Source organism: Pseudoalteromonas sp. MM1, assembly GCF_030296835.1.
Lineage (GTDB): Bacteria > Pseudomonadota > Gammaproteobacteria > Enterobacterales > Alteromonadaceae > Pseudoalteromonas.
The window spans coordinates 832,453-849,910 of the sequence record NZ_AP027922.1 but is presented as its reverse complement, the minus strand read 5'-3'; the positions used below and the strand labels follow the sequence as shown (position 1 = coordinate 849,910).

Annotated in this window: 14 protein-coding genes; 8 read left to right on the top strand and 6 right to left on the bottom strand. The window is 40.2% G+C overall.

Features of this window, described 5'->3' with window-relative positions:
• Positions 1-15 precede the first annotated feature (15 nt).
• On the bottom strand, positions 16-384 hold the full coding sequence (locus QUE46_RS03845; RefSeq protein WP_286246288.1) for a response regulator: 369 nt from the start codon (positions 382-384) through the stop codon (positions 16-18).
• A gap of 361 nt (positions 385-745) precedes the next feature.
• Here QUE46_RS03845 and QUE46_RS03840 point away from each other — a divergent pair, with 361 nt between their 5' ends.
• Both QUE46_RS03840 and rdgC read left to right on the top strand, forming a co-directional pair.
• Positions 746-2,503: a sensor histidine kinase gene (locus QUE46_RS03840; RefSeq protein WP_286246287.1), complete on the top strand. Its 1,758-nt coding sequence runs from the start codon at positions 746-748 to the stop codon at positions 2,501-2,503.
• An 83-nt stretch (positions 2,504-2,586) separates the two neighbouring features.
• Positions 2,587-3,495, top strand: a complete 909-nt coding sequence (gene rdgC, locus QUE46_RS03835) for a recombination-associated protein RdgC (protein WP_004586854.1) — start codon at positions 2,587-2,589, stop codon at positions 3,493-3,495.
• Between the two features lie 91 nt (positions 3,496-3,586).
• On the opposite strand, the gene QUE46_RS03830 is transcribed toward rdgC, so the two are convergent.
• Positions 3,587-4,426, bottom strand: a complete 840-nt coding sequence (locus tag QUE46_RS03830; protein ID WP_286246286.1) for an HDOD domain-containing protein — start codon at positions 4,424-4,426, stop codon at positions 3,587-3,589.
• Between the two features lie 275 nt (positions 4,427-4,701).
• On the opposite strand from QUE46_RS03830, the gene QUE46_RS03825 reads away from it, so the two are divergent.
• Positions 4,702-6,402: a Zn-dependent hydrolase gene (locus QUE46_RS03825; protein ID WP_286246285.1), complete on the top strand. Its 1,701-nt coding sequence runs from the start codon at positions 4,702-4,704 to the stop codon at positions 6,400-6,402.
• 34 nt (positions 6,403-6,436) lie between these two features.
• On the opposite strand, the gene QUE46_RS03820 is transcribed toward QUE46_RS03825, so the two are convergent.
• Positions 6,437-6,841, bottom strand: coding sequence for an HIT domain-containing protein (locus QUE46_RS03820; protein ID WP_286246284.1), 405 nt, complete (start codon positions 6,839-6,841; stop codon positions 6,437-6,439).
• A 112-nt stretch (positions 6,842-6,953) separates the two neighbouring features.
• On the opposite strand from QUE46_RS03820, the gene QUE46_RS03815 reads away from it, so the two are divergent.
• On the top strand, positions 6,954-9,179 hold the full coding sequence (locus tag QUE46_RS03815; protein WP_286246283.1) for a S9 family peptidase: 2,226 nt from the start codon (positions 6,954-6,956) through the stop codon (positions 9,177-9,179).
• Positions 9,180-9,321: 142 nt separating this feature from the next.
• Entirely contained in the window at positions 9,322-10,959 is a 1,638-nt protein-coding gene (locus QUE46_RS03810) for a methyl-accepting chemotaxis protein (RefSeq protein ID WP_286246282.1), read from the top strand.
• 187 nt (positions 10,960-11,146) lie between these two features.
• On the opposite strand, the gene QUE46_RS03805 is transcribed toward QUE46_RS03810, so the two are convergent.
• Positions 11,147-12,682, bottom strand: coding sequence for a leucyl aminopeptidase family protein (locus QUE46_RS03805; RefSeq protein ID WP_286246281.1), 1,536 nt, complete (start codon positions 12,680-12,682; stop codon positions 11,147-11,149).
• 120 nt (positions 12,683-12,802) lie between these two features.
• Positions 12,803-13,855 (bottom strand): DNA polymerase IV, encoded by a 1,053-nt coding sequence (dinB, locus tag QUE46_RS03800; RefSeq protein WP_286246280.1) that lies wholly within the window; start codon positions 13,853-13,855, stop codon positions 12,803-12,805.
• Positions 13,856-14,312: 457 nt separating this feature from the next.
• On the opposite strand from dinB, the gene QUE46_RS03795 reads away from it, so the two are divergent.
• The 3 genes from QUE46_RS03795 to QUE46_RS03785 all read left to right on the top strand — a co-directional run bounded on the left by QUE46_RS03795 (position 14,313) and on the right by QUE46_RS03785 (position 16,880).
• A complete protein-coding gene (locus QUE46_RS03795; protein ID WP_004588512.1) occupies positions 14,313-14,735 on the top strand; it encodes a thioesterase family protein in 423 nt (140 codons plus the stop codon).
• 61 nt (positions 14,736-14,796) lie between these two features.
• The gene (locus tag QUE46_RS03790; protein WP_286246279.1) at positions 14,797-15,849 is read left to right on the top strand and encodes an aldo/keto reductase; all 1,053 of its coding nucleotides are present in this window, start codon (positions 14,797-14,799) and stop codon (positions 15,847-15,849) included.
• 107 nt (positions 15,850-15,956) lie between these two features.
• A complete protein-coding gene (locus QUE46_RS03785) occupies positions 15,957-16,880 on the top strand; it encodes an ABC transporter substrate-binding protein (protein WP_374761391.1) in 924 nt (307 codons plus the stop codon).
• Here the strand turns inward: QUE46_RS03785 and QUE46_RS03780 are convergent.
• A complete protein-coding gene (locus QUE46_RS03780; RefSeq protein WP_286246278.1) occupies positions 16,837-17,451 on the bottom strand; it encodes a fumarylacetoacetate hydrolase family protein in 615 nt (204 codons plus the stop codon). The two genes, QUE46_RS03785 and QUE46_RS03780, sit on opposite strands and share 44 nt — an antisense overlap.
• Positions 17,452-17,458 lie beyond the last annotated feature (7 nt).

Below are 17,458 nucleotides of genomic sequence, written 5' to 3'. Positions count from 1 at the left end.
TGAACATGAAAAAACCTAATGAATGCCAAATTTATGCAAAACTTCACTTAAAGCAGATTTATTAATAGGTTTATTTATAAAGTCGATAGCACCTAGCTGCGCGACTTTTTGCTTCATTTGTTGTTGTATATCAGCCGAGATCACCAGTACAAAACACTCTATTTTTTCTGCCTTAATGCGCTCAAGTACTTGTACGCCGTCAACTTCTGGCATGGTTAAGTCTAAACATAAAAGATCAAACTGCTGCAAGCGTAAAAGCTCAAGCGCATCGGCACCATTAACCGCTTGTTGTATGTCGGCAGTCACACATTCATTTAAACAACGCACAACTTGTTTGCGTGCAACAGTAGAGTCATCACACACTAATATAGAAAATTTCATCATGTTAACTACTAAAATAGCCTTCTAAAAATTATAAAAACGAGCCATCCATTGGTTTTTCTATTCTAACACGTTCCTAAAATTCCAACACGCTGCTTATTCGCATAATGTAATGCTGTAACTTTACAATAAAGTGTTAAATATTATTAATAATACCTCTACCTACTTGTCATTTTTGTAATTTTATTAAGCATTAAAATTAATTTAAATTAGTTTAGTGCACTATTATTAAAACAAAACGACTCACTTTCTGAGCTATCTCTTTAAAATATAAATTTTTTATTTATTTTTAAGGTTTTATTGACTAACTTTTAAGTTAGAAATTGCAACTTAGCTATTATTACACCGGATGAGTAAATCCCATATGTTACAAAAAAGTCTCTCTAAGAAATTGTTAACTAATGTTTTATCAGTGTATTTTTTACTTACCTTTGTGGTGACATGTGGGCAGGTGCTTGCTGAATTTGTAAATACTAAAGACTACATACGTGATGAGCTAAGTACGCTACAAAAAACCTTCAGCCGAAGTTTAACTCGCGCAATTTGGGAACTAAACACAAAGCAAACCATTACTACCGCAGAAGGCTTGCTAGCTATACCTATGGTGGAGGGCATTATAGTGCGCGATGACAGCGGTGAAATTATTTCGCAGCTGGGCCGCTCTCTCGATATACATAAACTTTATAACCAGCAACTCGTGCAAGAAGAAGTTATTATTGAAGACACCAAATCAGGGCTTTTTGGCTATACCTTTCCGCTAATTTTTGAATTTTCAGGCCGCGCTACGCAAGTAGGCGATGTAACCTTGTTCTCTAGCCGCGATGTGGTATTTAGCCGAATAATGGTATCTATTTACTTTTTAATTGGTAACGCCATGATCAAAACCACCTTTTTGATCATTCTATTTTTAATGGCATTTAGAAAACTGCTCACCGACCCTTTAACCGAGTTAACCGATCAAATAGAAAACTTAGAGCTTGATGACTTAGAAGGTCAACACATAGACATTGAGACCGAAGAGCATAACGAGCTAAACGTTATGGAGCAGTCTTTTAATAACTTAATAGATAAAGTAGTCCAATACAGAAAAGAGCTCGAGCACACCCAGCGTGAGTTAATTGTTAGTAATGAAAAGCTCGATCAGCACAATATACAGTTAGAGCAAGATGTTGCGCGGAAAACATCAAACTTAAGCCAGGCAATGATGGATTTGCAACAACAAAAGTACGAACTAGAAAAGCAAAAGCTCGTACTAACCGAAGAAGTAGACTTACGTCGGCACACCGAGGAAGAACTACTAACTAAACAAAAAGAGCTTGAGCGCTACCTTGACGAGCTAAGCCTTGCACAAGAGCGCTTAGTAGGCACAGAAAAAATGGCTGCACTAGGCGGATTAGTAGCCGGGATCACACACGACATAAACACCCCCATTGGTATTGGTGTAACTGCTATATCGTTTTTACAAGAGCGTTTAAACACTTTAGAAAACGCCTATAAAGATAAAAAGTTATCGCCTAAAGCCTTAGAAGAATTTATAAACGAAGCCAAACAAAGTACGAGCTTACTAACGACCAACCTTGATAGAGCCTCTGAGCTTATTGCTAGCTTTAAACAAATAGCGGTAGACCAAGCCAGTGAAGCTGTAAGAACAATTAACCTTAAAGATTATTTAAACGAAGTGATTTTATCGCTTCACCCTAAGCTTAAAAAAACCAAGCACACCATAAACTTACAGTGTCCTGATGACTTAGTTCTTAACTTACCTGCAGGGGCGATTAGTCAAATTTTTACCAACTTAATTATGAACTCGATTATTCATGGTTTTGATAATATCGCGCAGGGCAATATTGATATAAATATTAGTGCTAATGATACGTTACTTATTGTTGATTACACCGATAACGGTAATGGCGTAACAAAAGAGCAATTAGCCAAATTATTCGACCCATTTTTTACTACAAAACGCGACCAAGGCGGCAGTGGTTTAGGCACACACATCACCTTTAACTTAGTTAAGCAAACACTTAGCGGCTCAATAGAGGCAAGCAGTGAGCCTGGCAAAGGGCTTCATTATCATATTGAGTTTCCTAAAAACATGCCAAAGCCATTATTTAATCAATAACGGCTTTGCTTAAAATCAGCCATTTCGAGAACCCCATTTTATTGCTATGATTGAGTAAATTTAAAAGATGGAAAAGTTACCTTATGTGGTTTAGTAACCTGATTTGTTATCGCTTCAAGCAAGATGTTTCGTACACTCAAGAAGAGTTTGAAAAAGCGTTAGAGCAAGATGTATTTCGCCCTTGTGGCTCTCAAGACCTGTCTACATTTGGTTGGACAAAAGCATTTGGTAAGCATGGTGACTCGCTAGCGCATTTTTCACAAAAAAGTATTTTAGTGTGTGCTAAGCGTGAAGAGAAAGTGCTACCTGCATCTGTTGTTAATGAAATGGTTGCCGAAAAAGTAGATCAGATAGAAGCAGAAGAAAACCGCCCGGTTAAAAAGAAAGAAAAAGACGAGTTAAAAGAAAACATTCTAACGACCTTATTGCCTCAAGCGTTTAAAAAATCGAGCCTGCAGTTTGCCTTTATTGACCAAGAAAACGGTTGGGTTGTTGTAAACAGTGGCAGTTTTAATAAAGCAGAAGAGCTACTTGCACTGCTACGAAAATCTTTGGGCACATTACCGGTAGTTCCTGCTTTTGCAAATTACGACCTAGATGTATTTTTAACTGATTGGTTAACTAACTTCAGTACACCAGAAAACTTTGCTATAGGGTTTGACGCAGAACTTGAAGAAGCCGACGACAGTGGCGCACAAGTTAAATTAAAAGGCCATGATTTATCGTGTGATGAAGTTAAATCGCACCTAGAAAATGGTAAACGCGTGACTAAGCTTGCACTTGATTGGCAGGAGCGCCTGAAGTTTATGCTGCAAAACGATGGCTCGATCAAGCGTTTAAGCTACTCAGAAACCTTAAAAGAAGAAAATGCCGATATCCCGAAAGAAGATATGGCGGTTAAATTAGATGCAGACTTTATTTTAGCCTCAGAAGAAATCAAGCTACTGCTTGAAGAACTGACTGCCGGTTTAGGTGATGCAGAAGATTTATAAAACGCTCAATTAGTACAGATTGCTTAGCGCTGTAAAAAACATAAAAAGCACGACCCAGTCGTGCTTTTTGCTTTTACCTGATAACGGCTAATTAGCTAAATGTGTCTTTAACATTTTCAAGCATGTCGTTGTATTCATCACTTGAAAATAACTGCATAGAAGGAATAACACCTTTATCTATGTAAGTTTGTAAAGCCGCTGATTTATCAGAAACTTGTAAAGTGCCCTCTAAAATGGCGCCAATGCGAATAAAGTCAACATAACTAATCTCCTCAGGGCGATACGTAGGGTCAGCCCAATGCTTAGCTACATTTACAAATTCGGGTGGAAACTCCCACGCGCCCATAATTGAGCCACCAATTTTACCACTGAGCTTTTGAATTGCATGTGCTAAAAAGCTTGGGTTAGCAAATACCTCTGGATGGCGCTCAGCCTCGGTTAAAATAGGCAATACACCAATGTTATATACCAACGATGCAAGCGTAATGGAGTCACTATTTAATGATGTACGTTTGTTATTTTGTAAATAAAATGCCATAAGCGTAATTGAATGCCCTGCCACATTTAGCGTTTTTTGCCACGCTTTACTCATGTAGCCTTTTATTAGCTCATTTTTAGAAACAAACAGCTGCTCCATTGCCATTGCTGTGGCTATGTTTTTAATTTGACGCAAACCAATACGAGTCACCGCTTGCTGTAAGTTAGATACTTTAACCGCTCGACCCATAATTGCACTGTTAGCCACTTTAATCATGCGCGCTGAAAGAGCGGGGTCTTGGCCAATCACGTCTGACATTTGCATTAGGTTTACATCAGGGTTGTCGGCCGCTTGGCGTACTTTAATTGCAACTTCAGGTAACGTAGGTAAAACTAAAGTGTCGTTATTGATTCTATCAACCAAAATCGTTAATAGTGCATTTTCTGTAGACATAGAACTGTCATCCTTTTGTTTCTGGGCCGCAATGCAACTGCTAACCTCGGATAAAATGAGTAATATAACCAGTATTATCTAACTTACCGATAAAGTTAAGAAAATTATATAAATTAATTGTTATTATCGCCTGTAGCCGCGGTACACCGCCAAACACTTGCTATTTACTATTTAGTTTTGCTTTAATGCAGTCACTATAAGGAAACGTTTGTACGCGCTAGTAATTAAGTTTAAGCGTACAAATAATTAAACTTACTTTTTTAACAGGCAATCAAATGATCTTAAACAAAATTAGCCAAGCAATTTTACTCTCAGGCGTCGTTTTTCTTAGTGCATGTTCAGAGCAAGCCCCCTCTTCGACCGAAGCCACAAGTGTAGAGCTTGCTCAAAAAAGTGCCGCACAAGCTGGCCCAGATTTAATTAACATTGATAAACAACGTTTAGATATTTACACCGACTTTAGCCTCGAAGCCGACCTATCTCATTTAAGTGAGAATCAAAAAGCCATGGTAGCTAAGCTTATCGACGCTTCTAAAATTATGGACGATCTATTTTGGAAGCAGGCTTTTGGCGATAATAAAGACGCTTTTTTAGCGAAGCTAAGTGATGAAAAGGTACGTAAATTTGCTGATATTAACTACGGCCCATGGGATCGTTTAAATGGTGACGAACCGTTTTTATCAGGCTACAAAGAAAAAGCCCTTGGCGCACAATTCTACCCTGCCGACATAACAAAAGAAGAGCTAAATAACGCCGACGTAAATGATAAAAAAGGCCTTTACTCATTAATCAAACGTGATGAGCAAGGTAATCTTTACAGTGTGCCTTATTCAAAAGAATACGCGCAAGAGTTAGCTAAAGCAGCAGATTTATTGCGTGAAGCCAGTAAGCTTGCCGATGATAAAGAATTTGCCAATTACTTAAACTTACGTGCTGATGCACTGCAGAAAGATGATTTTCAGGGTTCTGACTTTGCCTGGATGGATATGAAAAATAACCCAGTTGATGTGGTTATTGGCCCAATTGAAACTTACGAAGATCAACTCTTTGGCTACCGCTCTGCCTATGAGTCGTATGTACTAATTAAAGATTTAAAATGGAGCGAGCGCCTAGCTAAATTTGCGGCCTTTTTACCCGAGCTGCAAAAAGGTTTACCGGTAGATGCTAAATATAAGCAAGAAGTGCCGGGCTCAGACGCCGACTTGAATGCTTACGATGTGGTTTACTACGCAGGTCACTCTAATGCGGGCAGTAAAACCATTGCCATTAACTTGCCAAACGATGAGCAAGTACAGCTTGAAAAAGGCACTCGTCGCCTGCAGCTTAAAAATGCAATGCGTGCAAAATTTGATAAAATTTTAGTGCCGATTGCTGAGCAGTTAATTGTACCTGAGCAACGTAAGCATATTACTTTTAACGCCTTTTTTGCCAATACCATGTTTCACGAAGTGGCTCATGGCCTAGGTATTAAAAACACCATTACAAATAAAGGCACTGTGCGCCAATCATTACAAGAGCACGCAAGCGCACTTGAAGAAGGTAAAGCCGATATTTTAGGTTTATACATGGTTGAGCAGTTACTTAAAAAAGGCGAAATTACAGAAGGCACATTAGAAGATTACTACACCACCTTTATGGCGGGTATTTTCCGCTCAGTGCGTTTTGGTGCATCAAGCGCACATGGTAAAGCCAACATGATCCGCTTTAACTTTTTTGCACAAGAAGGCGCTTTTTCTAAAAATGAAGAAGGCTTATACCGTGTCAATATGGAAAAAATGGGTGTGGCTATGGCTAAGCTGTCGCGCTTAATTTTAACATTACAAGGTGACGGCGATTACGAAAAAGTAGATCAACTGATTGCCACTCATGGCGATATTAAAGAAGAGCTTGCTAAAGACCTAGAAAAACTAAGCCAAGCTAATATCCCTGTAGATGTAACCTTTAAACAAGGTAAAGACGTGCTAGGCCTTAACTAACCCAACACGTAATACTTTAATAAAGCGCTGTAGATTATAACTGCAGCGCTTTTTTTAGCGCTATTATTTGCTCATCTGTGTATGGTTTTGCAGGCAACTTACCCCACACCGGAGCAGGCCATGCTGCATCAGTCGTAAAACGTGCAATGTGATGAATATGTAATTGCGGCACCATATTACCCAAAGCGGCCACGTTTAATTTATCAGGGCTAAACACTTGCATAATAAGCTTGCTGAGTTTGGCCGACTCTTTTAAATATACAACTTGGTCGTCTTCAGACAAATCTATAATTTCTTTTAAATTAGGTTTTCTGGGTACTAATACAAACCAAGGGTATTGGCTATCGTTAAGTAATAGCACTTTACATAAAGGCCAGTCTGCCAGTTCTATACAATCGCGCTTAAGCTCTGGGGCGAGTTCAAAAGTATGGTTAGTCATCGTCACATCCTAGTTAGTCTTTAATAATGGCCACTTTATAGCATTTATTTGCAGTTGCACACGCTTAGCTTTACCATTTAATACAATATTTATAATAAGCTAAGGCAACCTTGTGCTAAAAAAAATAAAACACTTAACCTTCGCACTCCCGCTAGCTGTTGGCGCACTAAGCGTACAAGCAAAACCATTATCGCTAGAGCGTATTTTTGATGATCCGAGCTTATCGGGTAAAGCTCCCGTACAACTTAAGTTTTCGCCAGACGGTAGCCGCGTAACTTACCTGCAAGGTAAAACCGATGACTACAACCGTTATGATTTATGGGAATACAACTTAAAAGATAATACCAACAGAATACTGGTAGATTCTGCAAAGCTGTTTTCAGGCCCTGAAAACCTCTCTGATGAGGAAAAAGCACGCCGCGAACGCCAACGTATTTTTGGTAAAGGTATTTTAGAGTACAAATGGTCTAAAGACGGCAAAGCCCTATTATTCCCACTTAATGGCGATCTGTATTATTACGAGCTAGCGTCTGGTAAAAGTAAAAAACTTACCAATACAGAAGCGTTTGAAACCGATGCGCGCTTTTCTCCTAAAGGTAACTATGTATCGTTTATTCGCGAGCAAAACCTTTACGCATTAGCACTTGATACTGGCAAAGAAATACAACTAAGCAAAGATGGCGGCGGCGTTATTAAAAACGGCATGGCCGAATTTGTAGCGCAAGAAGAAATGAGCCGTATGACCGGCTACTGGTGGGCTGGCGATGAATCTAAAATTGCATTTACCCGCGTAGATGAAACCCCAGTAAAAGAAGCTATCCGTAACGAAATATACGCAGACGAAGTAAAGCTATTTAACCAACGTTACCCATTTACAGGTACCGACAACGTTGAAATTCAACTTGGCGTTGTATCTTTAAATAATCAAAACGTTGACTGGATTGATTTAGGCGACGATAAAGACATTTACATTGCTCGTGCTAAATGGCTAAAAGACAGCACAACTCTTTCGTATCAATGGCAAAATCGCTCACAGCATAAGTTAGAACTCCGCTTTTACAATAGCGATACTAAAACGCAAAAAGTCGCATTAACTGAAAACAGCGATACGTGGATCAATTTAAACTTTGATCTGCATTTCTTAAAAGACAAAAAGCATTTTGTTTGGGCTTCTGAGCGCGATGGTTTTAAACACCTTTATTTGTACCGCACTAATGGCCAGCTAATTCGACAAATCACCTCAGGAGACTGGGTTGTTGATAGCTTAAAAGGCGTGGATGAGAAAAAAGGCATAGTGTACTTTGCAGGACGCAAAGACACCCCGCTTGAAAGCCATTTATACAGCGCACCACTGTTTAAAAAAGGCAATATAAAGCGTATCACTGAACAAGGCCAATACCACAAAGTAGTAATGGCAAAAGACAGCAAAACATTTATTGATAACAGCTCATCGGTAAACAAGCCTAACTCGGCGGCGCTACGTAAAGTAAATGGCGAATTTATCACATGGCTTGAACAAAATAAGCTTGATGATAGCCACCCACTAACACCTTATTTAAGTGATTTAGCAACTCCAGAGTACGGCACAATTAAAGCAGAAGATGGCCAAGTAATGCATTACCGCTTGTTTAAACCAAGTAATATTGCAGACGGTAAAAAGCACCCTGTCATTGTTAATGTATACGGCGGCCCACATGCACAGCGCGTAACAAATAGCTGGCGCAGCAAAAACTTATACTTTCAATACATGGCGCAACAAGGTTATGTTATTTTTCAGCTCGATAACCGAGGCTCTTACAACCGTGGTAAAAAGTTTGAAGACGCTATTTACAAAAACTTAGGTGTTGTAGAAGTAGCAGATCAAATTAAAGGCGTTGAGTTTTTACGCACGCTTGATTACGTAGACCCACAACGCATTGGTATTTATGGCCACAGCTACGGCGGGTACATGGCCCTAATGACCATGTTTAAAGCGGGCGATTACTTTCAAGCCGGTGTATCGGGTGCACCAGTGACCGACTGGGCGCTTTACGACACCCATTACACTGAGCGCTACCTTGGGCACCCAAAAACTAATGCCAAAGGCTACGAAGACAGCGCCGTATTTCCATACGCTAACGGCTTAAAAGGCCCATTAATGATTTACCATGGCATGGCCGATGACAACGTGTTGTTTACCCACGCCACTAAATTATTTAAACAACTACAAGATAACGAAAAACAGTTTGAAATGATGACCTACCCAGGCTCAAAACACAGCTTACGCGGTAAACAGGTGCAAACACATTTACACCAAACCATCACAAACTTCTTTAATCGACATTTTGATGTTAAATAATCATATGACGACTAAATAGACTAAAGGCTGATTGAAAAATCAGCCTTTTTTTTGTCTTAATGGTGCTTACACCTAGCTTAAACTCGCTTTTTTACTACCATTAAAACAAGCACATTGAGTGTACACACATAAGGATCAATTTATGCTAAATTTAAGGCGTTTTAGTATTTTTCAGCGGCTGTCATTACTTGTTGGCATAGTTATTTTTGGCTTAATTGTATTAAGTATCTCTAGCTTAACTCATCAATATAGCTCACTAAAAAACGAGCAATATCTAAAAACCCAAAATGTAGTAGAAACTGCATACAGTGTTATTGAGCATTTCCACCAGCTTGAACAAAATAATACACTCACACAAGCACAAGCTCAAACGCAAGCACTTGAGGCCATAAAAGCGCTGCGCTATGACAAAACAAATTATTTTTGGGTAAACAACTACCAACCCAAAATGGTAATGCACCCAATAAAGCCTGCGCTTAACGGTAAAGACTTAACTAATAATAAAGACCCCGATGGCAAAGCACTTTTTGTAGAAATGGTGAACATTGTAAAACAACAAAAAGAAGGGTTTATTCCTTATAAATGGCCAAAACCAGGAAAAGAACAGCCAGTAGGTAAAGTCGCATTTGTAAAAGGCTTTAACCCGTGGCAATGGATTATTGGCTCAGGCGTATACCTAGATTCAATAGATGAAGCGTTTAGTGAGCAGCGTAATCTAATCATAATTAGCGCCTTAGTGATGATTATTGCTGTCATTGTATTAAGTTACTTTATTGGTAAAAGTATACTCACGCCGACTCGCCTTGCCGCAGAAATGATGAAAAACATATCGCAAGGTGAAGGTGACTTAACCCGTACGCTAAACGAGTCGGGCAATGATGAAATATCAGAGCTGTCACGCTCTTTTAATTTATTTGTTTTAAAAATGCGCGAGTCGTTAGTACATGTATCGCACAGTGCAGATGATGTAAGCCGACACGCTCACACGGTGGATGAATCAAGTAGAACAAGCCACTCCTTCATTGAACTACAAAACGACAGCTCTACACAAGTAGCTGCAGCCATGGAACAAATGACGCACCAAATTCATGATGTGAGTCGCAATGCCGAAGCCGCTGAACAAGCCGCCAACGATGCAGCGCACAATGCTTCAACCGGTAAAAATGTGGTAGCGAATACCATTACCGCCATAGAAACACTCTCCAGTAATATAGAAACGGTGAGCCAAGTAACTGAAGATTTAGCAAACGAAAGTAATAACATAGGCTCTGTGCTTGATGTGATCAGAAGTATATCGGAGCAAACAAACTTACTCGCACTCAACGCTGCTATAGAAGCGGCTCGTGCAGGAGAGCACGGCAGAGGCTTTGCAGTTGTTGCCGATGAAGTACGTACACTTGCAAGCAGAACTGGGCAAAGCACAGATGAAATTCAAACCATGATCACCAAATTGCAAGAAGGCGCTAAAGCAGCAGTAGAGGCGGTAAAATCAAGCCAAGCACTGTCGGTGACGACTGTAGAGCAGGTTTCATCTGCCGATACATCGCTCAATGAAATAGAAAGGCTGGTATCCATAATTACCGACATGAACAGCCAAATAGCCCGTGCAACCGAACAGCAAACGCAAGCCGCTGACGAGGTTAATTTACGTATCAACGAGTTATCTCAATCAACCGAGCAGTCGCTAAGTAATACCCAGCAACTTACTGATGCCAGCAATAATCTTAAACAAAGTAGCCAAGGGCTTTCGAGCGTGGTTAATCGCTTTAAATTAAAATAATTTAAAAACAAAAGCCCTGAATTAACAGGGCTTTTTACTACATCTACGTTTTTAGCTTATACCAATTCGCTTAGGGCGTGTTGATACCTAGGCAAAAAATTTTCTATTTAGTTGTAAATGAAAATTTTTACCACAGATAGCGACACGTTTAGCCCCAAAAATGATTAGGTATTATTGCAAGTTGGTATTACAAACAGTAGCGTGCAAATAAGCTGGTGACTGATGCAGCAGTTGGCTTGCCATGCTGCCAATCTCCGCCTTCAACACCACTACCAGCAATGTCCATATGTACATAAGGAAGCGGCTGCTCAGAGTCGTTACCGTGCTTATCAAGTCCGCCAACAACGGCTAAAAACGCCATAGGGAATTGATGCCCACGAGCGGTAACCGCAGAAGCCGCATTATTACTTGATAAAACATCATCAGCTAAGGTACGCGGTTTTATAAAGTCGTAATCTTCACGGCGAGAACGAGAAACCTCTGCTGCATCTGCCCATAAATCACCGCAATCCGCTATTTGACGAGATGTATTAGCGCTGCGTGCAGGTCCGTTTTCTACATACGCTCCGTAAGGACCCATAGCACGAGCCGCGTGACCCGTTAATGTTGCTACCGTAAATAATGTAGGGTTAACTTCTGTTTTAGCCAAATCTTTCATTTCACTAAGTAGGTCACCCATTGCTAAACGCCCTTCAGCATCGGTGTTACCTATGCGTACACGTACACCTTCACGGCTAGTGATAATTTCATCTGGTACAAAACAATCTGAACCGATTGAATTACGGACCACAGCTAAGTAAGAAATAACTTTAACACCTTTAGGCTGGTAATCAGCTACCGCTTTCATAAAGCCCGCAACTGACGCGGCACCGCCTTTATCGCGGCTCATACCCGCCATGTAACCGCCTACTTTTAAATCAGCGCCGCCGGTATCATAAACTAAACCTTTACCTACAAACATAAGCGTGCGCGTTACTTCACCTTCTGGCACGTATTCTAGCTTTACAACACGTGGGTGATGGCGTTCAACCGCATAAGATGCGCGAGCAACGGTGCTAAGCATAGGGTAGTTTTTATCTATAGTGTTAATATCGTCAATCACATCAACCGCAACTTTAGAGCCTTTAAAAAGCTCAACACAGTAATCGGCAAAACGTGGTGGCGCCATACGTTCAGGCTCTGTACCACATAAATCACGCGCCGCATATTGGCCTGCAGCAATTGCATTTACTGCCTTAATTGTTTGCTCATTTGCATCTATTAAACCTATTTCCGTAATAGGCTCAATGCTCTCACCGTGGTATTCGCGGGCCTCTAAAGGTTGCCATAATGCTTGGCACGCACCTAAATACGCCACTTCTAAAGCATGCTGGTAACGCGCATCTGTATGTAATTTAGGTAAGTAAATAGCAGGGTTTACACTGCCCGCAGCTTTTGCTTCGTTAATCGCTAGTTTGGCGGCATCAAAGTAGCGTCTTACATCATCGTAGTCGCGATTAAGGGGCCCCGTAGGTGCTAAAACAACGCGTACATTATCAACCACTAAAAACGTAACTTGTTTACCAATACGAGAATCTACTTTAGCCTGTGATTCGATAGCATCACTTAATGAGTTATTGGCTAATTGAGAAAAGTCATCACTAATTATAATAAGTGCATCGTGAGAAAATGAGTCAAAGCTTGCACTAAGTGATTGTGCAGCTATCGCTTGAGGATATGCCATAAGTAAAGCTCCTGTTAGAAAACATAAGGGGCTATTATCGTTGATATAAAAACACAAAACCAGCCAGCTGCGATGGGCTCATTTGAATCTGGCAACTTGGTGTTACAGTAAAAGTAAACTCTAATCTAGAATGCTCAATTGCAGATTTAAATTAGGTTCATTTTTAACACCTACGCCAATGCCTAATAAGCGCACCGGTTGCTGCATCCCGCGTTGATACGCCTTAGAGAGTAATTCAGTAAAAATAGCGGTATTTAATTGATGATGAGCTTGATCCGCTGAGGTAACAACAAAATTTGCAAACTTTACTTTTACACTTAACTTATTAATACGGTTTTGTAATTGCTGTTTATTTAGGCGCGTGGTGAGCTCTTCAAGTAACCTAGGTAACTGTTCTAAGCACTCTTGTAAGCTATTTTTGTTGTATTCATAGGTGTGCTCAACGCTCAGCGATTTACGCACTCGCTCAGTGGTGACTGTACCAATATATTCGCCAGCACATTTTTGATAAAGCGATACACCAAAATTACCTACGTGCTGTTGCATCCAATTAACGCCTTTGTCGCGTACATCTTTACCTGTGTATAACCCCTTTAAATTAAGCTTTTCAAGGGTTACTTTACCTACTCCTGGTATTTTACCCAGCGGTAAATTATTTAAAAACGCATCAACTTCATCCGGTAAAACCACAAATTGGCCATTGGGTTTATTTTCGTCACTGGCTATTTTGGCAATAAACTTAATGGGGGCAACTCCGGCAGAGGCAGTAAGGCCGGTATCGTTATAAATATCGGCTCTAATTTGCTGAGCAATAAGCGTTGCACTGCCTTTGCATGCGTTGCTGTTGGTTACATCTAGGTAGGCTTCATCAAGCGACAGCGGCTCTATTTGGTCAGTGTAGCGTTTAAATACCGCGCGAATCTGGTTAGAAATTTCTTTATAAACGGCCATGCGCCCAGGCACAATAACTAAATCGGGGCATAGTTGCTTAGCGTGGTAGTTAGACATAGCAGAGCGAACACCATATTCGCGTGCTATATAATTTGCCGTAGAGAGCACGCCTCTGCGGCTATTGCCACCAATCGCTAAAGGCACGCTGGCGAGTTTGGGATTATCGCGCATTTCAACCGCTGCATAAAAGCAGTCCATGTCGATATGAATAAACTTTTTCATTACCACATAACAACTGTTTATTTATACAGTCATTATTAAGGATTCACTTTCAATAAGCAAGTACATTAAAACCTGTTTAGCTTATTAAAAAGTGTAGCGCTTTAAGCCGCACAAGCGTTAAACAGCTTTTTTAAAACGGCTGCTTAAAGCGCTGTGATTTTTTAAAGCAATGTAGCCAAAAAACAAACTCCAATAAAAACCCCGCAGCTAAAAGCATTATACCGCCTGAGGCATTACCCATTGCGTAGCAAGCAAAAGACGCTATAAAAACTAAACTGGCTAAGGCCCAATTAATTATATTTTGCATGTGTGTTCTCGTGTGTTGTTTGTGTTATTTAACTGTAGCTCTAAAAATAAATAGGTACAATCATCTTATAAAAAAACATGGCATTTATTGTCTTGAGCTACAAACACCATATTGATAACCTCATTCATTTAAAACTAAGAGTACACATACATGCAAAGGTTCAAAGATCAGCACCCTATTCATACCGATATCACCGTAGCATGGGCCGATATGGACGCCCTGCAACATGTTAACAACGTGGTGTACTTGCGTTATTTTGAAATTGCGCGTATCGATTTTTTAAATAAAATAAATCAGTTTGATACGATAAAACCAGGTGGAATAGGCCCGGTCATTAGTGAAAACAATATTCGCTATAAACGCCCGGTGACCTTCCCAGATACCTTAACCGTAGGTATAACTATATCTGATATTAAAAGCGACCGCTTTATGATGAATTACTCTGTGTTTAGTCACGCTCAGCAAGCTATTACTACCACAGGCTATTCTCAAGTTGTTATGTTTGACTTTAAAACAGGACAAAAAGCGGCGATTTCAGAGCCATTATTATCGGCATTACATCAATTCGCTTAATTAAAAATTATTGCGAATTAATTATCCACTCTCAAGAACTTACAAAATTTAAGGATTTTAAATGCAATACAGTCCGTTAGGCAGCAGCGGTGTTGATGTTTCAAGAGTATGCTTAGGCAGCATGACATGGGGTAAGCAAAATACCCAAAGCGATGCCGATGAGCAAATAGCTTACGCACTCGAGCAAGGCGTTAATTTTATTGATACTGCCGAAATGTATGCCGTGCCTCCCTCACCAGAAACCTACGGTAAAACAGAGCAAATTATAGGTAACTGGCTAAGCCGTAATGCGCAAAAGCGCAGTGATATTGTATTGGCCACTAAAATTGCGGGCAACGGCTTGTCGTGGGTACGTGATGGCGGCGATATAACACGCAGCGCGGTTATTGAGGCTGTAGATAACTCGCTTAAACGCTTACAAACCGATTATATAGATTTATACCAATTACATTGGCCTAATCGCTCTACCCCACATTTTGGCAGGCAGTGGCCGGGTAAACTCACTTTTAGTGACGTTAATACTGAGCAACAACAAGCTGGTATGCTTGATATTTTAGAGGGCCTTAATGAGTGTGTTAAAGCCGGAAAAATAAAATATTGTGGCCTTTCAGATGACACCCCTTGGGGTATTAGCCAATTTTTAAATTTAGCAAAAGCGCATAACCTACCGCGTATGGTGTCTATTCAGAACGAGTTTAGCTTAGCGCATGCCAAAGATTGGCCCTACTTAATTGAGCAATGTATTCATGAAGACATTGCTTATTTACCTTGGTCGCCGCTTGCTGCAGGCTTGCTAACAGGTAAATACCTAAACGGCGCACGCCCAGCGGGATCGCGTTGGACATTTATGCAACGCAATGGCATTTTTAGAGACACCCCTAACGCGCAAAAAGCCACGCAGCGTTATGTAGATCTTGCACATGCAAGCGGCATAACCCCAGCTCAATTAGCACTTGCTTGGTGTAATCAGGTCGATGGCGTTACCTCGTCAATTATAGGTGCGACCAGCATGGCACAATTAAAAGAAGACATTGACGCTTTTAGCATAACTTTAAGCGACGACACACTAACTGAAATTGGTACTATTTTTAAAGATTACCCGCAGCCATATTAAAGTAAAATAATTGGCAGTTTTTTACTGCCTTTTTCCCTCTTATATTTGAACATATACAAAGTAAAACTATACTAAAGTTAACTTAAATGGATTGTTTTTAGTGAGTTATGCTTAGAAATGTAATTTTATTCTTTGGTGTACTAGGTGGTTTAATGCGTTACGGGTACGCTGACAACACTCACCCAATTGATGAAATTGTATGGTTACAAAGTTACACGCCCCCATTTCATATGGATAAAGATTCGCATGCGCCGCAAGGGGGCATTTGCGACAACCTCACCGAGCAGCTAATTAACAGCATTAATGATGTAAAACATACGCGATTAATCGTGCCGCAAGAGCGGATTAATAAGCACTTAAATGAAGGAGATAATGTATGCTTTCCGTGTGTTATTCATAAAAAAACAGCCAATGGCGTATTACAGTTTTCTACCCCCACTACGGTGTACCCGCCTTTTTCGGTTTTAACCACTCAAAAGCTTGCCCCTGAAATACAAGCTAAGCATGGCAGCCCTATTAAATTAATTCATTTATTGTCAGACGAGCAGTATGTGTATGGCCAAGCCGCGGCGCGCAAGTTTACGACCAAAATTAATAAAATAATCGAAAACACCACGGTGTATCATAAAGCATCGCTAAGCTGGAGCAGCGAAAATGAAAGCCAAGCGGTTATTGCTCGCTTGAGCCGTGGCTTTTTAGATTACACAATAGACTACCCGTTTATGAGGGATTATTTTGTTAATCACAGTAAGTTTAAAAATATAGTCAGTTTGCCAATAGAAGAAGACCCCAGAGAGTTTGTTTTAGGGGCTATAGGGTGTGCAGTAAGAGCACCGAATGATTTTGCTAGCAAAGCGCTTAATAAAATAAATAAAGCGCTACATAAGCAGGTATTGCAATCGCCTGCTTATATAAATAGCCAGCGTTTTTGGTTAGAGCAGAGCTTTCCTCAGTTTACTAAGCATTACCAACAACAAATACTTAGCCCTATTGTGCCTGCCAACTTTGCGATAACAAGCACGTCGAATTAGCATACAAGCTTACTGTAAATACACTATTTGCAGGTACTTCTCCTACGCCTGCAGGCGTCCCAGTCATGATTACATCGCCATTTTCTAAGTGCATAAACTCATTAATTTCACTTAAAATATCTTTAGGCTTATGTATCATAAATTGCGTATCGCCTTGTTGAATAACTTTATCGTTAATTTTAAGCTCAAACGTAAACGCCTGTTCAGCATCCGCTATAGTTACAAAGGGCGTTAATAATACCGAGCCGTTAAATGCCTTGGCGCGCTCCCACGGTAACCCTTTATTTTTAAGCTTACTTTGCACGGTACGTTTAGTTAAATCCAACCCTAAACCGACGCCTGCCAACTCATTATTTTTAATAACAAAACACAGCTCGGTTTCATAATGCAGTGTGTCGTTATTGTGCGTAGCAAATAAGGTAGAAGAAAGCGCACTGTTAGGTTTATTAAACAATACCATTTGATCGGGGAGCTCATTATTAAGCTCGGCAATATGTGCGGTGTAATTACGCCCAACACATACTATTTTAGAGGGGGTTAATAACTCACTGTCTAGTTTTATCGACTGCATAAAATAA